Raw genomic sequence first — 24,901 nt, 5'->3', positions numbered from 1 at the left:
CCGGGATGGCTTATGCGACATCCAGACAAAGGTACTTGAGATCGGTGAAGGCTTCGAGCCCGTGGCGCGAACCTTCGCGGCCGATACCGGATTGCTTGACGCCGCCGAATGGGATCGGTGCGCCTGTGATTTTGACGCGGTTGATGGCGACCATGCCGTAGTCCAGTGCGCGGCCCATTCGCGCCTGACGGGCGCCATTCTCGGTCACGACATAGGCGACGAGCCCGTATTCGGTGGTGTTGGCGCGGGTCACGACTTCAGCCTCGTCGTCAAGGGTGTCACCGCGGCGACCGGACCGAAGGTTTCCTCGCGCATGATCAGGGCGTCGTCGTGCACATCGACAAGCAGCGTCGGCTGGTAGAACAGCGGCCCAGCCGCATCGCGTTTGCCGCCAACGAAACAACGTGCACCGCTGGCAAGAGCGTCGGCGACCTGCTCCTCGACCTTCTTGACGGCGCGCTCATGCATCAGCGGGCCGATGTCGGCATCGCCAGAAAGCCCGTTGCCGGTGCGAAGGCCCTCGATGCGACGGGCGAAAGCCACGCAGAAGGGTTCGTAGACCGGCCGCTGCACATAAATCCGATTGGCGGCAAGGCAGTCCTGGCCTGACGTTGCGAATTTGGCGTCGAGCGCGATCGCCACAGCCTTGTCGATATCGGCGTCGTCGAAGACGATCAGCGGCGCATGGCCGCCGAGTTCCATCACCAGCCGCTTCATGGTCGGCGCGCTCTGGGCTGCGATCAGCCGGCCGATCTCGGTCGAGCCGGTGAAGCTCATGGCGCGCACACGTGGATCCTCGCACATGCGGCCGACGATGGTCGAAGCCTTGCCGGTGAGGACGTTGAACACACCCGCCGGCAGACCGGCGCGCTCGCCGAGCTCAGCCAGCGCCAACGCCGACAATGGTGTTTCCGAAGAGGGATGCGCCACCACCGTGCAACCGGCTGCCAAAGCCGCGGCGGCCTTGCGGGTCAGCATGGCAGAAGGAAAGTTCCACGGCGTGACGACGCCGACGACGCCCAGCGGCTCGCGATACACCATCATCTGGGCATTGGGCAGATGGCTGGTCACGCTCTCGGCGTTGAGGCGTTTTGCTTCCTCGGCATACCACTCGACGAAAGAGGCGGCGTAGTCGATCTCGCCTAGCGATTCCTTCAGCGGCTTGCCTTGTTCGAGCGTCATCAGCAGCGCCAGATCGTCCTTGGCGGCGATGATCAGCTCGAACCATTTTCGCAGGACGCCGGCGCGCTGCTGCGGCAGGAGCGACCGCCAGGCTGGAAAGGCGCGGGACGCGGCATCGATTGCTTGCGTTGTCTGCCCGGCATCCAGCGCCGCGACGAAGGCAACTGTGCCGCCGGTCGCCGGATCGGTGACCTCGAAGCTTGCGGCCGCGTTGCCGGCTGTCCAGTGGCCGCCGACATAGCCGAGATCGCGCAGCAGGCGGCGATCGCCAAGGCGGTCCAGGGCTTCGTGACGGTGCGGGCGGGCAAAATGCGCGGACATCAACATCTCCATTCGATGCCGCAGCATCAGCCGTACCGGGCAAAGAATGAGACTGTTTCGACGCCTGTCGGTAGAGAGATTCTCTCTATTGGTGCGGATCGATAGACAATCTCTCCGCCTAGGGTGTTTGCCTCCGCCTAGGACTCCTGCTCCGGCAGCAGATCGGCCACCGGCAGCACGGTCTCATCCTTGACCGTCTTGGTGACGATGTAGGTGAAGTAGCGGTCGATGCCGATCTCGCGCTCGAGCAGCCCGTCGACCAGTCGCTGATAGGCGTCGATGTCTCGCGCCATGATCTTGAGCAAATAGTCGACGCCGCCGCCCACCGACCAGCAAGCGACGATCTCCGGCACGTCGCGCACGACGCGCTCGAAGCGGTCGAAATCGGCCTGGCGATGGTTGGCCAAGGTCACTTCCATCAGCACAGTCGTTACCGGCGCGATGGCGCGCATGGCGATGGAGGCGTGATAGCCCGACACGATGCCTGCCTTTTCCAGCTTGCGCAGCCGCATCCAGCAGGGTGTCGGCGACAGGCCGACCTTCTCGGCCAGAGCCAGCTTGGTGATGCGCCCGTCGCGCTGGATGGCATCGAGAATCCGCAGATCGATCGGGTCGAGTTTCACTGCCGCCATGCGGGGGCCGCCTTTCGTTCGGCACACCATGACGGTGCATTATTTCGATTGTCAATTGCACTGATTTCGATCTCTAATAAGTCATGACATTGTGGCAGCCAGATCCAGCGCTCATCCGTCGTCCGGCCTATCTCTCGCTGGCCGACCAGGTCGCGCGCGCCATCCATGACGGCCGGCTCGCCAACGGCGCGCGCTTGCCGACGCATCGCCGCCTTGCCGACGACTTGAAACTCTCGGTGCAGACCGTCAGCCGTGCCTATGAGGAGCTGATCCGCCGCGGCCTGATTTCCGGCGAGGTCGGACGCGGCAGCTTCGTGCAGACGCAGCGCCGCGAGCCCGAGCCGCCCTACATCCCGGAGCGGCTCGGCGAGGTCATCGACCTTTCGATCCTGAAGCCGGTCTGCGAGCCGATGCATCTGGAGAAGCTGAAGCAGGCGCTGGGCTGGCTGGCGGAGAACCTGCCGTCGAGCTCGGCGCTGTCGTTCCGGCCCAACATGGTGTTCCCGCGCCATCGCGCGGTCGCGGTCGAATGGCTGAAACTCTGCGGTCTCGAAGCCTCGCCGCAGAACATCTGCCTGACCAACGGCGCCACGGCCGGCATGACGGTGGCGCTTATGAGCGTCGCGCCGCCCGGTTCGACCGTCGCCACCGAGGCGATCGGCCATCACACGCTGATCCCGCTTGCCCGCTATCTAGGCTTCAACCTGGAAGGCCTGCCGATCGACGGCAATGGGCTGATCCCCGAGGCGCTCGACGAGGCCTGCCGCCACTCCGATATCCGTGCCGTCTTTGTCCAGCCTTCGGTGATCAATCCGACGGCGACGCTGATGGACGAGCGGCGGCGCGAAGAAATCGCTGCTGTGGCCCGCAAGCACGACATCGCCATCATCGAGAACGATGTGCTTGGTCCGCTGGTGGAAGGCCGGCCGCCGGCGGTCGCCGCCTTTGCGCCGGAACGGACGCTCTACGTCACTTCCTTCACCAAGATCGTTCTTCCCGGCCTGCGCATCGGCTATCTCGCCGTGCCGGACCGCTACGTGGCAGCCGTCGCCAACCGCCATCTCGTCTCGAACTGGATGGCGACGCCGATGGTGGCGGAGATCGCCACCAAATGGGTGACCGACGGCACGGCGATGGAGCTGGTCAACTGGCAGCGCGCGGCACTCAGGCGGCGCCACGAGATTGCCGCCGAAATGCTGGCGGGGGTCGACTATCGCGTCCACCGCGACGGGCTGCACCTCTGGCTCGAACTGCCGGGCGATCGCGCCGAGGACAGCTTTGTCGCCCAGGCACGGCTTCGCGGGGTGGCGATCGCGCCAGGCACCTCGTTCCGCATCGCCGACACCCCCTGGCATCCGGCCGTGCGCATCTCGCTCGGATCGACAACCGAAGGGGAACTGCGCGCGGGCCTGAGCGTTGTCGCCAAGCTGCTGCTTGGCGATCCGGAGCATCTGCTGCTCGCCATCTGATGCCTAAGCAGAGCGCAAATTGCCCTGAATTTGTGCCGCGCCGGAAATATTGTCATGATCTAATTTTCCCAATTGACATGATTTGGCGCGTTTCGCATCGTTAAGGGCACAGGCTTCTCCAGAAGGGGGAAACGGATTGCCCGCGCCCATCATCAAGGTTGACGCAATTTCAAAGAGCTTCGGCAGCTTCAAGGTGCTGGACGGCCTGTCGATGCAGGTCATGCCAGGCGAGAAGCTGGCGCTGATCGGCCCATCCGGATCCGGTAAGACGACGATCCTGCGCATCCTGATGACACTGGAGAAGATCGACGGCGGCCACATCCAGGTCGATGGCGAGCAGCTTTACCACATGGAGCGCAACGGCCAGTTGCTGGCGGCCGACGAGCGGCATCTGGCCAAGATGCGCCAGAAGATCGGCATGGTCTTCCAGCTGTTCAATCTGTTCCCGCACAAATGCGTCATGGACAACGTGACGTTGGCGCCGATGCTGACCAAAGGGATGGCGCGCGCAGCCGCCGAGAAGCGGGCAATGGAACTGCTCGACATGGTCGGCCTTGCCGACAAGGCGAAAGCCATGCCGGCGCAGCTTTCCGGTGGCCAGAAGCAGCGCGTCGCGATCGCACGGGCGCTGGCGCTGTCGCCCAAGATCATGCTGTTCGACGAGGTTACCTCGGCGCTCGACCCCGAACTGGTCGAGGAAGTGCTCAATGTCATGCGCAAGCTCGCCGCCGAGACCGACATGACGATGCTTTTGGTCACCCACGAGATGGGCTTCGCTCACGACTTCGCCGACCGGGTGCTGTTCTTCGACCGCGGCCGGATCGTCGAAGAAGGCAAGCCCGACGAGATTTTCCGCCATCCCAAGCAGGAACGCACGCAGAGCTTCCTGAAGAAGATCATCGCGGCCGGACATCGCGTCTGACCGCAATGCAAACGAGCGACGAAGTCGTCTCGAAGGCGACGCAGTCGCCACAAACCAAGAAGAGAACAAGGAGTTGGGAACAATGAAGAAACTTGGCATTCTGGCTGGCGTCGCCGGCCTTGCCCTGACAACCGTGCTCGCCGCCACGAGCGTCGGCTCGGCGGATGACAGCAAGCTCGAACAGTTGAAGGCGCAGGGCTTTGCCCGGCTCGCCATCGCCAATGAGCCGCCCTACACGGCGGTTGCTGCCGACGGCAAGGTTTCGGGCGCGGCGCCCGACGTGGCGCGCGAAATCTTCAAGCGGCTCGGCGTCGCCGACGTCGTGGCCTCGATCTCCGAGTATGGCGCCATGATCCCCGGCCTGCAGGCCGGCCGCTTCGACGTCGTTACCGCCGGCCTGTTCATGAAGCCGGAGCGTTGCGCGGCGGTCGCCTATTCCGAACCGGTGCTTTGCGATGCCGAGGCGCTGCTGGTGAAGAAGGGCAATCCAAAGGGCTTCAAGAGCTATGAGGACATCGCCAAGGACACCAGCGCCACCGTCGGCGCACCGGGTGGCGGCACCGAGGAAAAGCTGGCGTTGAACGCCGGCGTGCCGCGCGAGCGCGTCATCGTCGTGCCGGACGGCCAGAGCGGCCTGAAGATGGTGCAGGACGGCCGCATCGATGCCTATTCGCTGCCAGTGCTGTCGATCAACGATCTGGTCAAGAAGGCCAGCGATCCGAACCTCGAGGTCATCGCCCCAGTGGTCGGCGCTCCGGTCTATTGCGACGGCGCCGCCTTCAAGAAAGGCGACGAGGCGCTGCGCGATGCCTACGACGTCGAGCTCGCCAAGATGAAGAAGTCCGGCGAGTTCGCCAAGATCATCGAGCCCTACGGCTTCTCGGCCGCCGCCGCGATGTCGACGACGCGCGACAAGCTCTGCGCGGCGAAGTGATTTTTGCCTTCTCCCCGTTTACGGGGAGAAGGTGGCCCGAAGGGCCGGATGAGGGGCGGCGCCAGCATTTCACGGTTCGCGCTGCCCCTCATCTGCCTGCCGGCATCTTCTCCCCGTGGAACGGGGAGAAGGAAGCTAATCGCAAACGTTGGAACCCGAATGACCCAGTGGTCCGGCTATTTCGGCCTGATATTGCAGGGAGCGCTTGTCACCATCGAGCTGACGCTGATGGGGTCGGTGCTGGCGCTGATCATGGCCTTTCTTGCCGGCATGGGGCGCCTGTCGCATGTGCTTGCGCTGCGCTGGCTGGCCACGGCCTATATCGAATTCTTTCGCGGCACGTCGATCTTCGTGCAGCTGTTCTTCGCCTATTTCGTGCTGCCGCTGGTCGGCCTGGAACTGACCCCATTGCAGGCCGGCGTGCTGGCGCTGGGCCTCAATGTCGGCGCCTATGCAGCCGAGGTGGTGCGCGGCGCCGTGCAGTCGATCGGGCGCGAACAGCACGAGGCGTGCGTCGCCCTCAATCTCGGCCGTTGGCAAGGCATGCGCCATGTCATCCTGCCGCAAGCGTTTCTGGTCATGCTGCCGACCTTCGGCAACAACGCGATCGAGTTGCTGAAAGCCACATCGGTCGTCTCGCTGATCTCGCTCGCGGACTTGACCTTCCAGGCGCAGGTGGTGCGCGCCCAGACCGGCAACACGATGGTGCCGTTCACCACCATTCTGATCGTCTATTTCATCCTGGCGCTGCTCATTTCGTGGGGCGTGCGTTCGCTGGAGCGCCGCCTGGCGCGCGGCCTCGACGGGGTGCGCGTCTGATGCCAGGGTTCGCTGATGGCCAAGGTTCGCTGATGGCCAAGGTTCGCTGATGGCCAAGGTTTGCTGATGGCCAAGGTTTGCTGATGGCCAAGGTTTGCTGATGGATTGGGCCCGCTAATGGACTGGGACTGGGATTTTGTCCGGCAAATCCTGCCGACGCTGATCCAGGGGGTGAAGATCACCATCCTGGCGACGCTGCTCGGCTCGGTGCTGGCGGCGATCGTCGGGCTCGGCATCGCGCTGGCGCGTCGCTCGTCGAACAAGGCGCTGTCGCGCACGATCGGTTTCATCGCCGAATTCGTCCGCGGCACGCCGCTTCTGGTGCAGCTCTATTTCATCTTCTACGTGTTGCCCGATATCGGCATCCTGCTGCCGCCGCTGGTGGCGGGCGTCATCGGGCTCGGGCTGCACTACGGCACCTACACGGCCGAGGTCTATCGCGCCGGCATCGACAATGTGCCGCGCGGCCAGTGGGAAGCCGCCAAGGCGTGCAATCTCAACGCCAGGCAGACCTGGACGCACATCATCATCCCGCAGGCCATCCCGCCGATGATTCCGGCACTCGCCAACTATTTCATCGCCATGTTCAAGGAGACGCCGCTGCTCTCGGCGATCACCGTGCTAGAACTGATGAACCAGGCGAAAAGCGTCGCCAACACTTACTATCGCTACCTGGAGCCGATCACGTTGGTCGGCGCCTTCTTCCTTGTCATCAGCCTCTGCTCGGTCGTGCTCTTGCGCTGGCTGGAACGCCGCTACGGCAAGATCGAGAGATGAAAGTCATGAAGCCCTTGCCTGAGATCCATCTCGAGACGGCGCGCCCCGCGCTCGACAAGCGCCCTTTGGAAAAGCGCGTCGGCCTGATCGCTCTGGCCACCGACCACACCAGCGAGGTCGACTTTCGCCGCATGGTGGCGAGCGAGCGGATTGGCGTTTACGTCGCGCGCATTCCCTACGCCAATCCGACGACGCCGGAGAATTTGCGCAAGATGCAGCCATCGCTTTCGGCCGGTGCGGCGCTGATCCTGCCGGACGAGCCGCTCGATGCCGTCTGCTACTCCTGCACCTCGGCCTCCGTGGTGATCGGCGACGCTGAGATCGAAGCCGCGATCCAGGCGGCGAAGCCCGGCGTCCCCGTGGTCACGCCACCGATGGCGGGAATGCGCGGCCTGAACGTCTTCGGCGCAAAGCGCATCAGTATTCTGACGCCCTATACCGTGGAGACCAGCCGGCCGATGGCCGCCTATTTCGCCGGCCACGGGTTCGACATCCAGAGCTTCACCTGTCTCGGTTTCGAGGATGATCGCGAGATGGCGCGCATCACGCCGGCTTCGCTTGTCGAGCTGGCCCGCAAGGTTACGCATGCGCAGGCCGACGCACTGTTCGTCTCCTGTACGGCGCTGCGTGCCGCGCTCGCGGTCCCCGGCATGGAGGAGGCGATCGGTCGCCCCGTCGTCACCAGCAACCAGGCCAGCGCCTGGAACTGTCTGCGGCTTTGCGGTGATGATACACCGCGGCCCGAGTTCGGCCGGCTGCTGACAAAGCAATTGGCGCAGTGATCGATATGGCTGTCGAGCTTCAGCATATTCGCGCCGCGCGCGAACGCATTGTCGGCAAGGTCGAGCGGACGCCGGCTGTGTTGTCGCAAAGCCTCTCGGATCGCGCCGGGCGCCCCGTGTACCTAAAACTGGAGCACCATCAAACCACCGGCGCTTTCAAGCTGCGCGGCGCCTCGAATGCCATCGCTGCGTTGAGGCAAGAACAAAGATCGCGCGGCGTGATCGCTGCCTCGACCGGCAATCACGGCCGGGCGCTGGCTCATGCGGCGAAGCTCGAAGGCATCCGGGCGGTGATCTGCATGTCGAGGCTGGTGCCCAGGAACAAGCTCGATGCCATTCGGCAGCTCGGCGCCGACATCCGCATCGTCGGCGACAGCCAGGATGATGCCCAGCAGGAAGTCGACAGGCTGGTGAAGGAAGAGGGGTTGATCATGCTGCCGCCCTTCGACCATCCCGAGATCATCGCCGGCCAGGGCACGCTCGGGTTGGAAATCATGGAGCAGGTTCCGGATGCCGCGGCCGTGCTGGTGCCGCTTTCCGGCGGCGGGCTGGCGGCTGGGGTCGCGGCGGCTGTGAAAGGGGTGAGCCCAGCCACCAAGATCATAGGCGTTTCGATGGAGCGAGGCGCGGCGATGAAAGCCAGCCTCGACGCCGGCCGGCCCGTGCAAGTCGAAGAGCTGCCGACGCTGGCCGACTCGCTCGGCGGCGGCATCGGCCTCGACAATAGGCTGACCTTCGCCATGTGCCGCGACCTGCTCGACGATGTCATCCTGCCCACCGAGAACGAGATCGCCGCCGGTATCCGCCACGCCTACGAACAGGAACGCGAGATCGTCGAGGGCGCCGGCGCTGTCGGCATCGGCGCGCTGCTTGCCGGCAAGGTGAGGGTGGCCGGCCCGACAGTTCTCATACTCTCCGGACGCAACATCGACATGGATCTGCACCGCCGCATTGTCTGCGGCGAACTCTCCGCAAAGGAGCGCGCCGTATGAGCCGCATGACGATCCTCACCGAGGCGGACCTGCGCAAGATAGTGACGCTCGACCTGGGCACGGTCGCCTGCGTCGAGAACGCCTTTCGCGCCTTGGCCACAATGCCGGTGGCAATGCCGCCGATTCTGCGGCTCGACATTCACGAGCATCGCGGCGAGGTCGACGTGAAGTCCGCCTATGTGCCGGGCATAGACGGCTTCGCCGTCAAGATCAGCTCCGGCTTCTTCGACAATCCGACACTAGGCCTGCCGAGCGGTGGCGGCATGATGGTGCTGCTTTCGGCAAAGACCGGTGTGGTAGAGGCGCTGCTGCTCGACAATGGCTACCTGACCGATGTTCGCACCGCTGCAGCGGGAGCGGTCGCGGCGAAGCACCTGTCGCGCGAAGACTCTACCGTGGCAGCGATCTTCGGCGCCGGTTTGCAGGCGTCGCTTCAGCTCGAGGCGTTGCGGTTGGTGCGGCCGATCGCGGAAGCCCGCATCTGGGCGCGCGACGCCGCCAAGGCCGAGGCAACCGCCGCGCGCCTGCGTGAAAAGCTCGGCATTCTGGTGCGCGCCGAACCGGACGCCGCGAAGGCGGCGGCCGGCGCCGACATCATCGTCACCACCACGCCGTCGACCGAGCCGTTGATCAAGCCGGGCTTCGTCTCCTCCGGCCAGCACATCACCGCGATGGGCTCGGACGCCGAGCACAAGAACGAGATCGCGCCGGCCATCCTGCGCATGGCCGATCTGTATGTCGCCGACAGTGCGCGCCAGACGCGGCGTCTGGGCGAGCTGCATCACGCCATCTCGGCAGGCGTGATGGCCGCCGATGAGCAAGTGACCGAGCTCGGCCAGATCATCGCCGGCGAGCAACACGGAAGGCGCTCGGCCAGCGACATCACCATCGCCGATCTCACCGGCACCGGTGTGCAGGACACGGCGATCGCGACGCTCGCCCGCGACCGCGCGCGGGCGGCCAATGCCGGAACAACCTTTGAAAGCTGATGCTGGCCACCAGGCCCAAAAAACGAGGACCAACAAAATGCAGCCAAACCTGAAATTCTCGCGCAGCGAATTTGCCGACCGCCTAGTCAAGACGCGCAAGGCCATGGAGGGCAAGGAGTCGACCTCCTGATCGTCAGCGATCCCTCCAACATGGCCTGGCTGACGGGCTATGACGGCTGGTCCTTCTATGTGCATCAGGCGGTCATCGTGCCGCCATCGGGCGAGCCGGTCTGGTATGGCCGCGGCCAGGATGCCAACGGCGCCAAGCGCACCGCTTACCTCGCGCATGACAACATCATCGGCTACGCCGATCACTACGTGCAGTCGACTGAGCGCCACCCGATGGACTATCTCGCCGGCGTGTTTGCCGAGCGCGGCTGGGACAAGCTCTCGATCGGCGTCGAGATGGACAATTACTGGTTCTCGGCGGCCGCCTTCGCGGCACTTCAGAAGCACCTGCCCAATGCCCGTTTTGCCGACGCCACCGCGCTGGTGAACTGGCAGCGCGCGATAAAGAGTGCGACCGAGATCGACTATATGCGCAAGGCCGCACGCATTGTCGAAGCCATGCACCAGCGCATCGTCGACAAGGTCGAAATCGGCATGCGCAAATGCGATCTGGTGGCCGAGATCTACGATGCCGGCACGCGCGGTGTTGACGGTATCGGCGGTGATTATCCGGCGATCGTGCCGCTGCTGCCGTCGGGCGCCGACGCTTCGGCGCCGCATCTCACTCGGGACGACAAGCCGATGAAGGCCGGCGAAGGCACGTTCTTCGAGATCGCCGGCTGCTACAATCGCTATCACTTGCCGCTGTCGCGCACCGTCTTCCTCGGCAAGCCGACACTGGCCTTCCTCGATGCCGAGAAGGCGACGCTTGAGGGCATGGAGGCCGGCCTTGCCGCCGCCAAGCCGGGCAATGCCTGCGAGGACATCGCCAACGCCTTCTTCGGCGTCTTGAAGAAGTACGGCATCGTCAAGGACAACCGCACCGGCTATTCGATCGGTCTGTCCTATCCGCCGGACTGGGGCGAGCGCACCATGAGCCTGCGTCCCGGCGACCGCACCGAGCTCAAACCTGGCATGACCTTCCATTTCATGACCGGCCTGTGGTTGGAGACGATGGGTCTGGAGATCACGGAGTCCATCCTCATCACCGACACCGGCGTCGAATGCCTGGCCAATGTGCCGCGCAAGCTGTTCGTGAAGGACTGAGCCGATGCCTGCACTGCGTCCATCGCCGATCACGGCGACCGTCGACTTCGAGCGCGACGGCGTCCAGCACGGCTTCCTGCGCCTGCCTTACAGTCGCGACGATTCCGCCTGGGGCTCGGTGATGATCCCGGTCTGCGTCATCCGCAATGGCAAGGGCTCGACCGCGCTGCTCACCGGCGGCAATCACGGCGACGAGTATGAGGGGCCGCTGGCGCTCTATGAACTCGCCCGCACGCTCGACCCGAAAAACGTCGCCGGCACGGTTATCATCGTGCCGGCGATGAACTATCCGGCGTTTCGCGCCGGCACCCGCACCTCGCCGATCGACAAAGGCAATATGAACCGCTCTTTCCCGGGTCGCCCCGATGGCACGGTGACGGAGAAGATCGCCGACTATTTCCAGCGCGAACTGCTGCCGCGCGCGGATATCGTCTTCGATTTCCACTCCGGTGGCAGGACGCTCGACTTCGTGCCGTTCTGCGCCGCGCATACGCTGCCCGACAAGGCGCAGGAAGCAAAAGCCTTCGCGGCGGTCGAAGCCTTTTCCGCGCCGTTCTCGATGCGCATGACCGAGATCGATGCGGTTGGCATGTACGACACCGCAGCCGAGGAGATGGGCAAGGTCTTCGTCACCACCGAGCTCGGCGGCGGCGGCACGTCGCGCGCTGAAACCGTGCGCATCGCGCGGCGTGGCATCCTCAATGTGCTGCGCCATGCCGGCATCGTCGATGGTGCGGTCGAGAAGGACAGAACCCAGTGGCTGGACATGCCTTCGGGTGATTGCTTCGCCTTCGCCGAGGATGACGGCATGATCGAGACCATGGTCGATCTCGGCGAGCCAATCGAGGAGAGCCAGGCGATTGCCCGCATCCATCCGATCGGGCGCACCGGTCAGGCTCCGCAAGAGATCAAGGCCAGGATGTCGGGGCTGCTCGCCGCCCGTCATTTTCCCGGCCTGGTCAAGGCCGGCGACTGTGTTTCGGTCCTGGCGGTATTGGTTTGAAAGGCGTCGAGGCCGCTACGGCGACCGGACGGCATACCGAGGCTTGCCAAGGTCCAGCGGGAAGCACATGTGCTTCCCGCTGAAACGCTCCAGGTCAGCCGATCACTTTTGTAAGGCTTCCCTGCGCCGGGTACAGCGGTATCAGGCAAGCCTGCAGCGCGTGGTACAAGTCTGCCTTGCCCGCAAACAGCGAATGCGACGGAACAAGATTCTCGTCGAGTTCCTCGAACCATCCGCCATGCTCGCGGTCGATGTAGGATTCGGCAATCGTGTTCCAGATGCGCCGGTACCATTCTTCATGGAATGCGCTCGGGCGGTGTTCGATCAGAAAAGTGACAGCGCCCGCGGCCTCCGCTATCGGCCACCAGGGTTTGAAACGAAATGAAGGCTTGTCGGCCCAATCGAGGGTGTAGAAGAAGCCACCCTTGCTCCTGTCCCAGCCCAACTCCACGGACCGGCGAAACAGCGTCTCCGCGGCTGCGGGCATCCAGTCATGCTTTTTGCCGCCGAGCGCCCAGAGCTGGAGGGCTAACCTCGCCCATTCAAGCCAATGACCCGGCGTCGTTCCCGAGGGCCGGAACATCTCGTTGACCGCCTTGTAGGAGCGGTCGACCGTCCATTGCTCATCGAAATGCTCGGCGACACGAAAATCGCAGTCGCGGGCACGGCGGTTGATGATCAGGTCGGCGATTCGCTCGGCTTTGCGAAGATAATCCTGGTTGGCGGTCGCCTCATAGGCGGCCATCAATGCCTCGGTCAGGTGCATGTTGGAATTTTGACCGCGATAGCCTCGCATCGGCGTCCAATCGCGTTCGAACTCCTCGGTGATGGCGCCGTGCTGGTCTTCCCAGAAGCGATCGTTCAGGATCGTCGTGACGTCATCCAGCATCCTGTCGGCCAGGGGATGCCCCACCAGCTTCGCGCTTGACGCCGCAAGCAGCACAAAGGCGTGCCCGTAGCCCTGTTTGCTGGCGTCTTTCGGGCCGTCGTCGTCGAGCGACCACATGTAACCGCCATGCTGTGCGTCACGATGCGAATGCCAGAGGTAATTCATCCCGTGATCGATCATCCGGTCGCTGCCGGGGCGGCCAAGCAGACTGGCGATGACGTAACAGTGGACGGCCCGGGCCGTGGTGTGGATTGGCCGCACAGCGCCACCCGGCAGCGGCTTGCCGGAAGGATCGAGATCGAAAAACCCGCCCTTCGGGTTGATTGCGACGGGATCGAAAAGATCGAACAGGATGTTTGCCTGCTTCTCGAGCCAGGCGCGATGCCAAGGCTTGTCGCGCCAGGCCCCTGGGGTAGCTGACGTAAATGAAAGCTCTGGCATTCAACTCCTCCTGTTGTGGTGACCGCCTCGCGATGGCCCGCCGCAGATTTGGATCAGGTAACTATCGATGGCAAGTGAATGAGGTGCAGCTTGATGTTTTTGCTGCTCTCGCGATCGCTTTTCGCGTCGCGTGCCACGCCGATATTGTGCTTGCGGCAATAGGGCAGCGTTTCCGCCTCCACCTCGCGCCACAGCATGTTGTAGGGCGGCTGAAGCACGTCGATGACGCCGTGCTGACGGGCGCTGTCCATATCGGCGGTGCTGAAATTCGAGACGCCGACTGCCTTGATACGCCCTGACGATCGCAGCCGCTCCATCATCTCCATGGTCGGCCCGATTACGACGCCGATCCGACCGACGGCTATGGTCTCTCCAAGGTGCTGGGCGAGAAGATCATGGTACAATGAAGCTTTTCGGATGGCCCGCACCGTTCGAATATCCGCTGAATCCTTTGCTCTACGCCGCCGGAATCCTTGAGGTGTTTGGCGGCCTTCTATTGGCGATCGGCTTATTCGCCCGCCCAGTTGCCTTCGTGCTCTCGGGTGCGATGGCTTTCGCGTATTTCATTGCGCACGGGTCGAACGGCTTTTTCCCTGTGCTCAACCATGGCGAAGCAGCCGTGTTGTATTGCTTTCTGTTTCTCTACATTTCCGCAGTCGGACCCGGCGTCTGGACCCTGGACGCGCTCCAGAAGCGCATGCCAGCCCCTCGTCCAGGCTGAAGAAGGCGGTGTAACGCAATTTGGCATGGGCCGGCGCCCGGGTTAACCGGAATCGGGCTGTTTCCATGAAGCATGAGACGCGTGCGTCGTGCTTTCTGAATGTCGGCAGAGCTTCGCTTCTGAGCGCGGCCATTGATGGGGCGCGAGCCGACTGAGGCGCTGTCAGCCGGCAACGATACGGCTTAACTGCCCCGACCGCCGCAACCGCACCATACGGTCGCCTTTGTCCGTTGCATGGAACCGGCCGGGCCTTTCTATATTCAATGGCCGAGTGTCGAAACTCGGACTCCGCTTGGGCTGAAGGCGGTTACCGTGGGCCGACTGCCACACTGTCACACAGCTACATTCTCCCGGAGCTTCTCGAAAACAAACAGCTTGCCATCGCGCACGCTGTCTTCAAGCGGCTTCCCAATGGCCAGATGCGCGGCGATCGCGCTGGCCAGCATGCAGCCGGTGCCGCGCATCGATCCGGCGAGCCGGGGCATGTCGAAGCGGATGGGTTCCTGATCGGAGTCCAATAGAATATCGGTTGAACTAGGCCCCGATGCGTGACCGCCCTTGATCAGCAGCGCATGCGGGCCGGCCGCAAGCAATCGCCTTCCCTGCCGCAGCGCGCCGTCCTCATCCGCTGCCGGTTCGGAGCCGACAAAGAGTGCCAGTTCGATGAGATTGGGTGTGACGAGACGACAAAGCGGCATCAGATCGCGTTTCATGGCGGCGATGGCGCCTGCTTCCAGCAGCACCCGGCCCGATGTAGAGGCCAGTACCGGGTCGAGTACTGTCGGCACCTGCGGATTTTCGCGCAGCACGGTGACGACCGCGGTGACGATGTGTGCCGTTGCAAGCATACCGATCTTGACGGCCGCTACCTTGTTGGCCTGCAACGCCGCGCGCATCTGATCGGATACCAGGCTTGGTGACGAACGATGGATTTCCATCACAGCGTCGTGCGTTTGCACCGTCAGCGCGGTGACAGCAAGGCAGGTGCGCACACCAAAGGAAGAGATCGTCTCGATGTCGCGTGCAATTCCGGCACCCCCGCTGGAGTCCGAACCGCCGACCACCAGCACATGCGGTTCGCGCCTTACCGCCATTGGCCTGTCTTTTCGATCCATTCCCGCGTGCGAGCCTCGGGGTCGACGTTCAGCGTGATGTCAGTGACCACCGCGGCACTATCCGCACCGGTAGCGAAAACGCGGTCGAGCCGGTCAGGGTTGAGGCCGCCAATGGCGACCAACGGGATAGGCTCGGCCCGGCGCTTCCATTTGCCGATCCGTTCAAGTCCTTGCGGGGCCCATTTCATCTTCTTCAGGATGGTTGGGTAGACGGGGCCGAGGGCGACATAGTCGGGCTTGGCCGCCAATGCCGTTTCCAGTTCGGCATCATCATGGGTGCTGAGCCCGAGCCTCACGCCGGCTGCCCGTATCGCCGAGAGGTCGGCGCTCTGCAAATCCTCCTGGCCGAGATGCACGAAGTCGCAGCCTTCCTCGATCGCCAGCCGCCAATGGTCATTGACGATGAGCTGGCACTGGTACCCGGCGCATAAGGCCTTTGCCTTGCGGATTTCGCCGCGCAGCCCGGCCTCATCCATGGTCTTGATGCGAAGCTGCACCAGCTTCACGCCGAGCGGCACCAGCCGTTCGATCCAGGCAGCGCCGTCGACGATCAGGTAGAAGGGATCGAGTTTCATCAGAACGCAGCCATGCCGATCACGGGCGTGGAGGGGACGGCCATGTCGCGCGGTTCGAGCATTCCCGAGCCAAAAGCCTCGCGACCGGCCTCGACCGCCTTGCCAAACGCGCGCGCCATGCCGACCGGATCGGCCGCCTTGGCGACCGCAGTGTTCAACAGCACGGCGTCAAAGCCGAGCTCCATGACGGTGGCAGCATGCGAAGGCCTTCCAAGACCCGCGTCCACAATCAGCGGGACATCGGGGAAGTGCCCGCGCATCGAACGCAGCGCCGTCATATTGACCGGCCCGAGGGCGGAGCCGATCGGCGCGCACCACGGCATCAGCACCTTGCAGCCGGCCTCCAGCAGCCGCTCGGCGACAACGAGGTCGTCGGTGGTATAGGGGAATACCGAAAAGCCGTCCTCGCACAGGATGCGCGCGGCTTCGACCAGGCCGAACACATCCGGCTGCAGCGTGTCGTGGTTGCCGATCACTTCGAGCTTGATCCAGCTCGTGCCGAACACCTCGCGCGCCATGTTCGCGGTCGTGACCGCTTCCTTGACGGAGTGGCAGCCGGCCGTGTTGGGAAGGATTCTCGTGCCGAGCGAGCCGATCAGCGACCAGAATTTTTCGCCAGCCCTGCCACCTGCCATCTCGCCGCAAGGAGGTCGTCACAATCGCCGTGCCCGATGCCTTGACCGCATCTGCAAGGATGGCCGGCGAAGGGTATTGTGCCGTGCCGAGAAGCAGCCGGGAGGGAAGGGGCATTCCGAAAAGTTCGAACATTGTCTAGCCTCCCTGCATGGGCGAGAGGATTTCGATCCGGTCGCCGTCACTCAACTGGAACTCCGCCCGATTGGCTTTGTGTACGAGGTCGCTGTTGACGGCCGTCGCCAGCCAATCGCCTTCATAGTCGAGTGCGGCAAGCAGCTCGGCCAGCGTGGTGGCGGCAATCTCATGCGCTTCGCCGTTGACCATCAATTTCATGAGCAAGCTCCTTGGTTCCGTCTTGATTGAAAACCAGGTTGGCAGCCTGGCGCGCCATGGCTGGGGCGAGGAGAAAACCGTGGCGATAGAGCCCGTTGATTGCGACGGTGCTTCCGTGCGTCTCGACTCGCGGCAGGTTGTCTGGAAAGGCCGGACGAACACCGGCGCCGGTCTCAATGACGCCAGCCTCACCGAATGCCGGATGGAGAGCGTAGGCCGCGCCCAAAAGCTCCATCATCGAACGCGCCGTCACCGGCCCCGCGGACTGGCTCTCGATCATCGTCGCCCCGACCATGAAACGGTGGCCGGTGCGCGGCACCACATAGAGCGGAAAGCGCGGGTGAAGCAGCCGGACCGGGCGCGACAGCGACACATCCGGCGTGCGCAGGATCAGCATCTCACCCCGAATGCCGCGCAGTCGGTCGTCTTCCGCCGCCATGCCCGTGCAGTCGATCCGGCGATCGAAACCGGAAATGTGCCGGGCGTCAGTGCCGAAGCGGAATTCGACACCCATCGCCATCAGTCCGTCATGAAGTGCCGCCATCGCCTCGCGCGGATCGAGATGGGCCTCGTCCGGGAAAAACAGGCCGCGGCGAAAGCGACCAGCGAGGTCAGGCTCCAGCAACGCGATTTCATCTTCATCGATGCGCCGATGGCCCGACGTGCGGCTGGCGAATCGCTCGAGTTCGCCGTTGTCGCGCGGTGCGGCCACGACCAGCGTTCCGGCCCGCGTCACCTGCCCTGGCGTTGCCGCATCCCACCAGTCTGCAGCATCGCGTCCGAGATCCAGCACCGGCTGCTCGGCGCTTTCACGCTCGCACCATGGCGCCAGCATGCCGCCGGCGAACCACGAAGCATTGCCACCGAGGGCATGTCTTGTCTCGGCAACTGTCACCGCCGCGCCGCGTGTGGCGAGCTCGAAGGCGGCGGTGAGGCCGGCGATGCCGGCCCCTTGGATCAGCACCCTCATGATGGCTCATGCGCCTCCGGCATGAGCGTTGCGCCGGTCGCGTCCGCCGGCACATAGAGATCGCCGCCCTCGCGATATTTCGCCGCCATCGCCGCCATGCCCTCCTTCTGTGCCTCGGCGCGGATGTCGTGGGAGATGCGCATCGAGCAGAATTTCGGTCCGCACATCGAGCAGAAATGCGCCACCTTGTGCGCCTCCTTGGGCAAGGTCTGGTCGTGGAAGGACCGCGCGGTTTCGGGGTCGAGCGACAGGTTGAACTGGTCTTCCCAGCGGAACTCGAAGCGCGCGCGGGAAAGGGCATCATCCCTGACTTTCGCCGCTGGATGCCCCTTCGCCAGGTCGGCGGCATGCGCCGCGATTTTGTAGGTGATCACGCCGGTCTTGACGTCGTTGCGATCGGGAAGGCCGAGATGTTCCTTCGGCGTGACGTAGCAGAGCATGGCGGTGCCGAACCAGCCGATCATGGCAGCACCAATGCCGGAGGTGATGTGGTCATAGCCTGGCGCGATGTCGGTCGTCAGCGGTCCCAGCGTATAGAACGGCGCCTCGCCGCAGACGGCGAGCTGCTTGTCCATGTTCTGCTTGATCTTGTGCATCGGCACGTGGCCGGGCCCCTCGATCATCACCTGGCAATCCTTCGCCCAGGCGATCTGCGTCAGCTCGCCGAGCGTTTCCAGTTCGGCGAATTGCGCCGCGTCGTTGGCGTCGGCGATCGAGCCGGGACGAAGACCGTCGCCAAGCGAGAAGGACACGTCATAGGCGCGGCAGATGTCGCAGATTTCCGCGAAATGCTCGTAGAGGAAGCTCTCGCGGTGATGGTGCAGGCACCATTTGGCCATGATCGATCCACCGCGCGAGACGATGCCCGTGACCCGGTCGACGGTCAGCGGGATGTAGTGCAGCCGCACGCCGGCGTGGATGGTGAAATAGTCGACGCCCTGCTCGGCCTGCTCGATCAGTGTGTCGCGGTAGACCTCCCAGGTCAGGTCCTCGGCAATGCCGTTGACCTTTTCGAGCGCCTGGTAGAGCGGCACCGTGCCGATCGGCACCGGCGCATTGCGCACGATCCATTCGCGGATGTTGTGGATGTTGCGGCCGGTCGACAGGTCCATCACCGTGTCGGCGCCCCAGCGGATCGCCCAGACCATTTTTTCGACCTCTTCGGCCATCGAGGAGGTGACCGCCGAATTGCCGATATTGGCGTTGATCTTCACCAGGAAATTTCGGCCGATGATCATCGGCTCGCTCTCGGGATGGTTGATGTTGGCGGGAATGATCGCGCGCCCGCGCGCCACCTCATCGCGCACGAATTCGGGCGTGACGAAGTCGGGGATCGCCGCGCCGAAGGCTTCGCCGTCGCGCTCGAGCTTGCCGCGCAGCATCTCGCGGCCGAGGTTCTCGCGGATGGCGACGAACTCCATTTCAGGCGTGATAATGCCGGCGCGCGCATAGGCGAGCTGTGTCACCGCCTTGCCGGCCTTGGCCCTGAGCGGCCGGTTACGGGCCGGAAACTCCGGCGTCAGGCGTTCGCCCGTGACAAATCCATTGTCTTCGGGCCGGATATGGCGGCCGTCATAGGCTTCGACATCGCTGCGCGACATGATCCATTCGTAGCGAAGCCGGGCAAGGCCGGTTTCGATGCTGGTTTCGACCGTCGGGTCGGTATAGGGGCCTGACGGATCGTAGACGGTAACGGGCGGCTCGCCGGCAGTCGGATGGACGGAGATTTCGCGCATCGGCACCTTGATCTGCGGGTGGATGGTACCGGATTTGTGGATTTTGCGTGAGGCAGGCAGCGGTCCCGTCGAGACGGCGGGGGTGAGGGCATTCATCTTGAGGCTCCTTTGCTCGTTGCATTGGAGACCCAGTTCTGTGCCGGAAGGATGAAAAGACGCTTTGGTCGACCTGCTCGAAACAGGACTTCGGGCGTAAACTCCCGCAAAGCGCTTGCACCGTCCCTACGCCAGTATGAACTGGATCAGGTTCAACGGGTCACTGCGCCGCAAAAGCCAGCAGTATCTCAGCCCCTTGCCGGGACTCCCCTGGTGAATGCCTCAGGTTGAACGGGCCGGCGCTAACTTGTCAAGCGCCTTCGGCCAGTCATCCAACGCATGTGGCCAGTCTTGCTGTTAGCCGGGCCGAGCGTCGCTCGGCTAAATCCCGACCACGAGGGCGCCGCCGCTGAGACCCGCACCCGCAGCCGCCAGAAGAACCTTCTCACCCGGCTGAAACGGCTGCGTGCGATGGGAGAGCGACAGCGAGAGCGGGATCGTCGCGGCGGAAGAGTTGCCGTATTCGACGATGGTCTTGACGATCGCTTCATCGGGGATGCCGAGGTTCCTGCCGACCGCATCGAAAATGCGCGCATTGGCCTGATGCGGCACAAACCGGTCGATGTCCTGCGGAGGCATTTGGGCTGCAGCGAGCGCACCTCTCGCGCAGTCAGTCATCATCTCCACGGCCTTGGCGAACACCTCGCGGCCGTCGGTGATCGTCATCCGGGTCTGCGCGAGGTCGAGGTCGCCATGGAACGGGGTATTGCTTCCGCCGGCGGGAATCTGGATCAGCCCATAGCGTGAGCCGTCCGAGATCGACCGAGGCACCGAGAATGCCTCGATCGGCATCCCCGCACGGACCGATCACCACGGCGCCGGCGGCATCGGCGAACAGCACGGCGCTGGCGCGCTCGGCCGGATTGATGCGACGGCTGAGTATGTTGGCGGCGATGACAATGCTTGCCTTGCCATGCAGGCGGGTGAATCCGTCGGCGAACATCAGCGCATAGATGAAGCCGGCACAGGCGCCGGTCAGATCGATCGCGCCGGCGCGGCTGAGCCCGAGGCGATGCGCGACCAGTGGTGCGCTGGGCGGCAGAAGGTGGTCGGGTGTCGAGGTGGCGAGCAACAGCAGACCAATGTCGCTGCGGTCGATGCCGGCATTGGCCAGGGCCATGTCGCCGGCAGAGGCGGCAAGGCCCGACAGCGTGTCTTCGTCTGTTGCCCAGAAGCGCGACCGTATCCCGGTGCGGCGCTCGATCCAGCCGGGTTCAAGCCCGAGACGGTCTTCGATTTCCGGGTTCTCGACCTTGCGCGACGGCGCATGATGGCCAAATCCGAGAATGCGCGACGATCGGCTCATGGCCTCGGACCGAAGCGTTCACCGGCCTCCTCGATGGCGTCATAGAGCCCGTCCAGTTCCTCGCTGGTGATGCAATACGGCGGCAGAAGATAGACGACATTGCCGAGCGGGCGCACGACCATGCCTCGTTCGAGGAAAAAGCGCGCAGCTTCGGTCCGATCTCGGCCAGATAGCCGGCAGAGCCGGTGCGTAGGTCGAGAGCAGCGATCGTGCCGGTCGCCCGGCAGTCGGTGAAATATGGATTGTCCCGGAAGCGTTGCAGCCCCGCCGCCTGCCTCGCGCCCAGGGCCGCGATCCGCTCGGCCACCGGCTCGTCGCGCCAGACCTCGACATTGGCGAGTGCGGCCGCGCAGGCGATCGGATTGGCGGTGTAGGAGCTCGAGTGGAAGAAGGTCTTCTTCCGGTCCTCGGAATAATGGGCCTGGAAGATGGCATCGGTGGCGAGGGTGGCCGCCAGCGGGATGGTTCCGCCGGTCAGGCCCTTCGAGGTGCACAGGATGTCTGGAGTGATGGACGCCTGCTCGCAGGCGAACATGGTTCCGGTTCGCCCCCAGCCGGTCATCACTTCGTCGGCAATCAGCAGCGTGCCGGAGGCCTCGGCGATCCTCTTCAATTCGCTCAGAACCCAGGCCGGGTACATCAGCATGCCGCCGGCGCCAAGCACCAGCGGCTCGACGATCAGCGCGGCGGCGCGCCGGTCGCGGCTCACAGCCTCGAAACGATCCAACGTTTCCTGCTCGCGTCCGGCGGCCGGGAAGGGAATGGTGTCGACCTCGAACAGCAAAGGCTCGTAGGCAGCATTGAACACGCCGCGGGCGCCGACGCTCATCGTGCCGATCGTGTCGCCATGATAGCTGTGCTCCATGACGACGATGCGCGAACGCGGCGCGCCGATATTGCGGAAGTAGCCTAGCGCCATCTTCAGCGCGACTTCGACGGAGGTCGAGCCGCTGTCGGAATAGAACACCCGGTCGAGGCCGGCGGGCGCGAGGTCGACAAGCGCCTCGGCCAGGCGTTCGGCCGGCTCGTGGGTGAAGCCCGCGAAAATGATCTGGTCGAGGCTCGACGCGGTCGTCTCGATGGCCTTCATGATGCGGGGATGGCGGTGGCCATGGGTGACGACCCACCAGGATGAAATGGCGTCCAGGATGCGCGCGCCGTCGGCGTTGTGAAGGTAGGCGCCTTCGGTCCGGACGATTTCGGGGATCGACGGCTCGAGCGCGTGCTGGGTGAATGGGTGCCAGACTCGAGACTGCGGCATCATTCGCCTCCGGTGATCATGGCCAGGTCGAAGCCGGCAACCATTGCATCTCTCAACGTTTCACCCGTCAGTGGATCGAGGTGCGGCAATCTACCAATTTGCGGCACACCGCCGAATTCCACGATTGTCCTTTGCGTATCGGCGACCTCTTCGCCGATGAAGGCGATGCCGATGAGCGGAATGGATCGCGCCCGCAGGGCCTCGATCGATAGCAGGGTGTGATTGATGGTGCCGAGCGCGGTGCGGGCGCAAAGGATGACCGGCAGTTGCCATTCCTGGAAAATATCGATGAATCTTGTCTGTCGATTGAGCGGCACCATCAGTCCGCCCGCGCCTTCGATGACAAGCGGACCCGGCAAGTCTGGAAGCGAGAGCTTGGCCGCCTCGATCGCGACGCCGTCCATTTCGGCTGATCGATGCGGCGACAGCGGCATGCTCAGACGGTAAACCTCCGGCAGTACGCGTCCGGCCGGCAGGCCGGAAAGCCGGGCAACGACCTCGCTGTCAGTCTCCTCGTCGAGGCCCGATTGCACCGGCTTCCAGTAGAAGCCGTCGAGCAGGCCGGCGAGCCCCGCCGAAAATACTGTCTTGCCAATTCCGGTATCTGTTCCGGTGACGACGATGCGCTTCGTCATGCCGTGGCCAACACCTCGGCGAGCGCCTCGACCATGGCGGAAATGTCGGTTTCGTCGACGTTGAGCGTCAGAGAAATGCGCAGGCGCGATGTGCCCTCGGGCACGGTCGGCGGACGAATGCCGCGTATGTCGAAGCCGCGGGCCTGCAGTGCCGCCGCCACAGTCATGGTGCGCCTGACGTCGCCGATGACAAATGGCTGGATCTGCGAGCCGCTCGGTAGAGCGCCGCAGCGCTCGGCCAATTGACGGCCCGCGAAGGCAATGCGTTCCTGCAGTTGAACGCGGCGCAAGGGCTCGTCGGACAGCATGGCGAGCGCTTCGCGCGCCGCGACCGCCATCAGCGGCGATGGCGCGGTGGCGTAGATGAACGGCCGGCAGCGATTGACGAGATAGTCGCACAGCGTTCGCGGTCCGGTGACGAGCGCGCCCGACGCTCCGAGCGCCTTGCCGCATGTGTGGAGCGCGATGATGTTGTCGCGGCCCTCGAAAGCGGCGGCCAGCCCGCGGCCGTCCGGTCCCCAGACGCCGGTGGCATGCGCCTCGTCGACGACGAGGAATGCCTCGTGCCGATCGGCAAGCGCGACGACACTCTCCATCGGCGCGCAATCGCCATCCATGCTGTAAAGGCTTTCGACCGCGATCCAGACGCGCCCCATGCCGCCTTCGGCGCGCCAGCGTGTGATCGCGTCCTCGACAGCGTCGACGTCGTTGTGCGCGGCCAGCTTGAACTCGGCGCGCCCGGCGTGCGCGCCCTCATGCATGCTGGCATGGGCGAGCTCGTCGAGGACCAGCAGGTCGCCTTTCTGGGGCAGCGCGGTCAGGAGAGCGAAGTTGGCGATGTAGCCGCTGCCGAAGAACAGCGCGCGTTCGGCGCCAAAGAACGCCGCCGCGTCCGCCTCCAGTTGCTCATGCTCCGGCGCGTTGCCGCGCAGCAGCCGCGACCCGGTGGCGCCGACCGGCGTACCCCGCGCGATCGCCGCCGCAACCGCGTCACCCAGTCTTTTGGAGGCGGCAAGCCCGAGATAGTCGTTCGACGAGAAGTCGAGACCGGCGCGCGGCGCAAGCGTCCGCAGCCGGTCCTTGCGCGCCAGTCCACGCAAAGATGCGTCATACCGGGCAAGAAGTGCTTCGTTCATTGCGTGCCGATTTCCATCGGCTCGATGCCGAGACGCTGGAACAGCAGAGTATCCTTGTCCTCGCCGGGATTGTCCGCCGTCAGCAGCGTGTCGCCGACGAAGATCGAGTTGGCGCCGGCAAAAAAGCACAGCGCCTGCATCTCGTCGGTCATGGCGGTGCGGCCGGCCGAAAGTCGGACATGCGAATTCGGCATCATGATGCGCGCCAGCGCGATCACACGCACGAACTCGATCGGCTCGATGGGCTTGGCTTCGGCAAGCGGAGTGCCGTCGATCGGGATCAGCATGTTGATTGGAACGCTTTCGGGATGCTCCGGCAGGTTGGCCAGCGTCACCAGCATGTCGATCCGGTCGACCGGTTCTTCACCCATGCCGACAATGCCGCCGCAGCAGACCTTAATGCCGCTGTCGCGGACATTGGCGAGCGTATCCAGCCGGTCGGCAAATTTGCGGGTCGAGATGATCTCTGAGTAGTAGCGCTCCGACGTATCGATGTTGTGGTTATAGTAGTCGAGACCGGCCTGTTTCAGACGAGCGGCCTGCTCAAGATCGAGCATGCCAAGCGTCATGCAGGTTTCCATGCCAAGCGCCTTGACGCCCTCGACCATCGCCACGACCGCATCCATGTCCCGGGCCTTGGGGTTTCGCCAGGCAGCGCCCATGCAATAGCGGGTGGCGCCGGCATCGCGTGCCTTGGTCGCCTCGGCGATGACGCGTCGGACCTCCATCAGCTTCGACGCCTTCAACCCGCTTTCGTGATGCGCCGACTGGCTGCAATAGCCGCAATCCTCCGGGCATCCCCCCGTCTTGATGCTGAGAAGCCGGCTGAGCTGGACCTTGTTGGGATCGAAATTCTGGCGATGAACGCTTTGTGCCCGAAACAGAAGGTCGTTGAAAGGCGCGTCGTGGAGCGCCTGGGCTTCTTCCAGGGTCCACATCCGGTGGCCGTCGAAGGATTGAGCTTCAGGCAGGGTTTTTTCCGAAATTGCTGCTCGCATTTCCATCCTGTTCCTT

The 24,901-nt window shown here is 64.1% G+C and carries 21 protein-coding genes, 5 pseudogenes and 1 riboswitch; of the genes and pseudogenes, 11 read left to right on the top strand and 15 right to left on the bottom strand.

The features are described 5' to 3' along the window. Nucleotides 1-10: 10 nt before the first annotated feature. Both ACVDG8_RS14925 and ACVDG8_RS14920 read right to left on the bottom strand, forming a co-directional pair. Nucleotides 11-1,503: pseudogene (locus ACVDG8_RS14925) on the bottom strand (NAD-dependent succinate-semialdehyde dehydrogenase). Nucleotides 1,504-1,640: 137 nt separating this feature from the next. Continuing rightward, nucleotides 1,641-2,135 (bottom strand): Lrp/AsnC family transcriptional regulator, encoded by a 495-nt coding sequence (locus ACVDG8_RS14920; protein WP_447255329.1) that lies wholly within the window; start codon nucleotides 2,133-2,135, stop codon nucleotides 1,641-1,643. Nucleotides 2,136-2,218: 83 nt separating this feature from the next. Here ACVDG8_RS14920 and ehuR point away from each other — a divergent pair, with 83 nt between their 5' ends. The 10 genes and pseudogenes from ehuR (at nucleotide 2,219) to doeB (ending at nucleotide 12,037) form a co-directional block, all read left to right on the top strand. Then, a complete protein-coding gene (ehuR, locus tag ACVDG8_RS14915) occupies nucleotides 2,219-3,604 on the top strand; it encodes a MocR-like ectoine utilization transcription factor EhuR (protein WP_447255328.1) in 1,386 nt (461 codons plus the stop codon). 136 nt (nucleotides 3,605-3,740) lie between these two features. Further along, nucleotides 3,741-4,526, top strand: a complete 786-nt coding sequence (ehuA, locus tag ACVDG8_RS14910) for an ectoine/hydroxyectoine ABC transporter ATP-binding protein EhuA (RefSeq protein ID WP_447255327.1) — start codon at nucleotides 3,741-3,743, stop codon at nucleotides 4,524-4,526. An 82-nt stretch (nucleotides 4,527-4,608) separates the two neighbouring features. After that, nucleotides 4,609-5,460: an ectoine/hydroxyectoine ABC transporter substrate-binding protein EhuB gene (gene ehuB / locus ACVDG8_RS14905; RefSeq protein ID WP_447255326.1), complete on the top strand. Its 852-nt coding sequence runs from the start codon at nucleotides 4,609-4,611 to the stop codon at nucleotides 5,458-5,460. Nucleotides 5,461-5,619: 159 nt separating this feature from the next. Next, complete coding sequence (gene ehuC, locus ACVDG8_RS14900; RefSeq protein ID WP_447255325.1) at nucleotides 5,620-6,279, top strand: ectoine/hydroxyectoine ABC transporter permease subunit EhuC; 660 nt, start codon at nucleotides 5,620-5,622, stop codon at nucleotides 6,277-6,279. Between the two features lie 117 nt (nucleotides 6,280-6,396). Further along, nucleotides 6,397-7,056 (top strand): ectoine/hydroxyectoine ABC transporter permease subunit EhuD, encoded by a 660-nt coding sequence (ehuD, locus tag ACVDG8_RS14895; RefSeq protein ID WP_447255324.1) that lies wholly within the window; start codon nucleotides 6,397-6,399, stop codon nucleotides 7,054-7,056. Nucleotides 7,057-7,061: 5 nt separating this feature from the next. After that, entirely contained in the window at nucleotides 7,062-7,838 is a 777-nt protein-coding gene (gene eutA / locus ACVDG8_RS14890; RefSeq protein WP_447257353.1) for an ectoine utilization protein EutA, read from the top strand. Nucleotides 7,839-7,843: 5 nt separating this feature from the next. Then, nucleotides 7,844-8,830, top strand: coding sequence for a hydroxyectoine utilization dehydratase EutB (eutB, locus tag ACVDG8_RS14885; RefSeq protein ID WP_447255323.1), 987 nt, complete (start codon nucleotides 7,844-7,846; stop codon nucleotides 8,828-8,830). Next, nucleotides 8,827-9,819 (top strand): cyclodeaminase, encoded by a 993-nt coding sequence (locus tag ACVDG8_RS14880; RefSeq protein WP_447255322.1) that lies wholly within the window; start codon nucleotides 8,827-8,829, stop codon nucleotides 9,817-9,819. Before eutB ends, ACVDG8_RS14880 begins: the two co-directional genes overlap by 4 nt. A gap of 37 nt (nucleotides 9,820-9,856) precedes the next feature. Next, nucleotides 9,857-11,034, top strand: a pseudogene (doeA, locus tag ACVDG8_RS14875) (ectoine hydrolase DoeA). A 4-nt stretch (nucleotides 11,035-11,038) separates the two neighbouring features. Beyond that, the gene (doeB, locus tag ACVDG8_RS14870) at nucleotides 11,039-12,037 is read left to right on the top strand and encodes a N(2)-acetyl-L-2,4-diaminobutanoate deacetylase DoeB (protein WP_447255320.1); all 999 of its coding nucleotides are present in this window, start codon (nucleotides 11,039-11,041) and stop codon (nucleotides 12,035-12,037) included. Between the two features lie 94 nt (nucleotides 12,038-12,131). Here doeB and ACVDG8_RS14865 read toward each other — a convergent pair whose 3' ends face one another. Together ACVDG8_RS14865 and ACVDG8_RS14860 are read right to left on the bottom strand one after the other, a co-directional pair. Then, nucleotides 12,132-13,367 carry an AGE family epimerase/isomerase gene (locus ACVDG8_RS14865; protein WP_447255319.1) on the bottom strand — a complete coding sequence of 412 codons (1,236 nt, stop codon included), beginning with the start codon at nucleotides 13,365-13,367 and terminating at the stop codon, nucleotides 12,132-12,134. A 53-nt stretch (nucleotides 13,368-13,420) separates the two neighbouring features. After that, nucleotides 13,421-13,693, bottom strand: coding sequence for an aldo/keto reductase (locus ACVDG8_RS14860; RefSeq protein WP_455707773.1), 273 nt, complete (start codon nucleotides 13,691-13,693; stop codon nucleotides 13,421-13,423). 77 nt (nucleotides 13,694-13,770) lie between these two features. Here ACVDG8_RS14860 and ACVDG8_RS14855 point away from each other — a divergent pair, with 77 nt between their 5' ends. Further along, nucleotides 13,771-14,088 (top strand): DoxX family protein, encoded by a 318-nt coding sequence (locus ACVDG8_RS14855; RefSeq protein WP_447255317.1) that lies wholly within the window; start codon nucleotides 13,771-13,773, stop codon nucleotides 14,086-14,088. 332 nt (nucleotides 14,089-14,420) lie between these two features. Here the strand turns inward: ACVDG8_RS14855 and ACVDG8_RS14850 are convergent, their stop codons facing one another. The 11 genes and pseudogenes from ACVDG8_RS14850 to bioB all read right to left on the bottom strand — a co-directional run bounded on the left by ACVDG8_RS14850 (nucleotide 14,421) and on the right by bioB (nucleotide 24,825). Further along, the gene (locus tag ACVDG8_RS14850; RefSeq protein ID WP_447255316.1) at nucleotides 14,421-15,182 is read right to left on the bottom strand and encodes a hydroxymethylpyrimidine/phosphomethylpyrimidine kinase; all 762 of its coding nucleotides are present in this window, start codon (nucleotides 15,180-15,182) and stop codon (nucleotides 14,421-14,423) included. Further along, a complete protein-coding gene (locus ACVDG8_RS14845) occupies nucleotides 15,173-15,778 on the bottom strand; it encodes a thiamine phosphate synthase (RefSeq protein WP_447255315.1) in 606 nt (201 codons plus the stop codon). Before ACVDG8_RS14845 ends, ACVDG8_RS14850 begins: the two co-directional genes overlap by 10 nt. Continuing rightward, a pseudogene (locus tag ACVDG8_RS14840) lies at nucleotides 15,778-16,546 on the bottom strand (thiazole synthase). The gene ACVDG8_RS14845 and the pseudogene ACVDG8_RS14840 overlap by 1 nt, the downstream one beginning before the upstream one ends. 3 nt (nucleotides 16,547-16,549) lie before the next feature. Beyond that, on the bottom strand, nucleotides 16,550-16,747 hold the full coding sequence (gene thiS / locus ACVDG8_RS14835; protein WP_447255313.1) for a sulfur carrier protein ThiS: 198 nt from the start codon (nucleotides 16,745-16,747) through the stop codon (nucleotides 16,550-16,552). Continuing rightward, a complete protein-coding gene (thiO, locus tag ACVDG8_RS14830; RefSeq protein WP_447255312.1) occupies nucleotides 16,716-17,717 on the bottom strand; it encodes a glycine oxidase ThiO in 1,002 nt (333 codons plus the stop codon). The genes thiS and thiO overlap by 32 nt, the downstream gene beginning before the upstream one ends. Next, nucleotides 17,714-19,549, bottom strand: a complete 1,836-nt coding sequence (gene thiC / locus ACVDG8_RS14825; protein WP_447255311.1) for a phosphomethylpyrimidine synthase ThiC — start codon at nucleotides 19,547-19,549, stop codon at nucleotides 17,714-17,716. Before thiC ends, thiO begins: the two co-directional genes overlap by 4 nt. Before the next feature lie 105 nt (nucleotides 19,550-19,654). Further along, a riboswitch (TPP riboswitch) is annotated at nucleotides 19,655-19,771 on the bottom strand. Nucleotides 19,772-19,870: 99 nt separating this feature from the next. Next, nucleotides 19,871-20,855: pseudogene (locus tag ACVDG8_RS14820) on the bottom strand (beta-ketoacyl-ACP synthase III). After that, a pseudogene (locus ACVDG8_RS14815) lies at nucleotides 20,852-22,116 on the bottom strand (adenosylmethionine--8-amino-7-oxononanoate transaminase). Before ACVDG8_RS14815 ends, ACVDG8_RS14820 begins: the two co-directional pseudogenes overlap by 4 nt. Further along, nucleotides 22,116-22,751, bottom strand: a complete 636-nt coding sequence (gene bioD / locus ACVDG8_RS14810) for a dethiobiotin synthase (protein WP_447255309.1) — start codon at nucleotides 22,749-22,751, stop codon at nucleotides 22,116-22,118. Before bioD ends, ACVDG8_RS14815 begins: the two are co-directional and overlap by 1 nt. Continuing rightward, a complete protein-coding gene (locus ACVDG8_RS14805; protein ID WP_447255308.1) occupies nucleotides 22,748-23,887 on the bottom strand; it encodes an 8-amino-7-oxononanoate synthase in 1,140 nt (379 codons plus the stop codon). Before ACVDG8_RS14805 ends, bioD begins: the two co-directional genes overlap by 4 nt. Further along, the gene (gene bioB, locus ACVDG8_RS14800) at nucleotides 23,884-24,825 is read right to left on the bottom strand and encodes a biotin synthase BioB (protein ID WP_447257352.1); all 942 of its coding nucleotides are present in this window, start codon (nucleotides 24,823-24,825) and stop codon (nucleotides 23,884-23,886) included. Before bioB ends, ACVDG8_RS14805 begins: the two co-directional genes overlap by 4 nt. Between the last annotated feature and the right edge of the window lie 76 nt (nucleotides 24,826-24,901).

This window comes from Mesorhizobium sp. ORM8.1, from assembly GCF_053005525.2.
This window is presented reverse-complemented; position numbering and strand designations above follow the sequence as displayed.

What these genes read in the sequence shown, in the direction of transcription:
- ACVDG8_RS14920 (WP_447255329.1), bottom strand. Translation starts at nt 2,135, where the DNA reads ATGGCGGCAGTGAAACTCGACCCGATCGATCTGCGGATTCTCGATGCC.
- ehuR (WP_447255328.1), top strand. Translation starts at nt 2,219, where the DNA reads ATGACATTGTGGCAGCCAGATCCAGCGCTCATCCGTCGTCCGGCCTAT.
- ehuB (WP_447255326.1), top strand. Translation starts at nt 4,609, where the DNA reads ATGAAGAAACTTGGCATTCTGGCTGGCGTCGCCGGCCTTGCCCTGACA.
- ehuC (WP_447255325.1), top strand. Translation starts at nt 5,620, where the DNA reads ATGACCCAGTGGTCCGGCTATTTCGGCCTGATATTGCAGGGAGCGCTT.
- ehuD (WP_447255324.1), top strand. Translation starts at nt 6,397, where the DNA reads ATGGACTGGGACTGGGATTTTGTCCGGCAAATCCTGCCGACGCTGATC.
- eutA (WP_447257353.1), top strand. Translation starts at nt 7,062, where the DNA reads ATGAAGCCCTTGCCTGAGATCCATCTCGAGACGGCGCGCCCCGCGCTC.
- eutB (WP_447255323.1), top strand. Translation starts at nt 7,844, where the DNA reads ATGGCTGTCGAGCTTCAGCATATTCGCGCCGCGCGCGAACGCATTGTC.
- ACVDG8_RS14880 (WP_447255322.1), top strand. Translation starts at nt 8,827, where the DNA reads ATGAGCCGCATGACGATCCTCACCGAGGCGGACCTGCGCAAGATAGTG.
- doeB (WP_447255320.1), top strand. Translation starts at nt 11,039, where the DNA reads ATGCCTGCACTGCGTCCATCGCCGATCACGGCGACCGTCGACTTCGAG.
- ACVDG8_RS14865 (WP_447255319.1), bottom strand. Translation starts at nt 13,367, where the DNA reads ATGCCAGAGCTTTCATTTACGTCAGCTACCCCAGGGGCCTGGCGCGAC.
- ACVDG8_RS14860 (WP_455707773.1), bottom strand. Translation starts at nt 13,693, where the DNA reads ATGGAGATGATGGAGCGGCTGCGATCGTCAGGGCGTATCAAGGCAGTC.
- ACVDG8_RS14855 (WP_447255317.1), top strand. Translation starts at nt 13,771, where the DNA reads ATGAAGCTTTTCGGATGGCCCGCACCGTTCGAATATCCGCTGAATCCT.
- ACVDG8_RS14850 (WP_447255316.1), bottom strand. Translation starts at nt 15,182, where the DNA reads ATGGCGGTAAGGCGCGAACCGCATGTGCTGGTGGTCGGCGGTTCGGAC.
- ACVDG8_RS14845 (WP_447255315.1), bottom strand. Translation starts at nt 15,778, where the DNA reads ATGAAACTCGATCCCTTCTACCTGATCGTCGACGGCGCTGCCTGGATC.
- thiS (WP_447255313.1), bottom strand. Translation starts at nt 16,747, where the DNA reads ATGAAATTGATGGTCAACGGCGAAGCGCATGAGATTGCCGCCACCACG.
- thiO (WP_447255312.1), bottom strand. Translation starts at nt 17,717, where the DNA reads ATGAGGGTGCTGATCCAAGGGGCCGGCATCGCCGGCCTCACCGCCGCC.
- thiC (WP_447255311.1), bottom strand. Translation starts at nt 19,549, where the DNA reads ATGAATGCCCTCACCCCCGCCGTCTCGACGGGACCGCTGCCTGCCTCA.
- bioD (WP_447255309.1), bottom strand. Translation starts at nt 22,751, where the DNA reads ATGACGAAGCGCATCGTCGTCACCGGAACAGATACCGGAATTGGCAAG.
- ACVDG8_RS14805 (WP_447255308.1), bottom strand. Translation starts at nt 23,887, where the DNA reads ATGAACGAAGCACTTCTTGCCCGGTATGACGCATCTTTGCGTGGACTG.
- bioB (WP_447257352.1), bottom strand. Translation starts at nt 24,825, where the DNA reads ATGTGGACCCTGGAAGAAGCCCAGGCGCTCCACGACGCGCCTTTCAAC.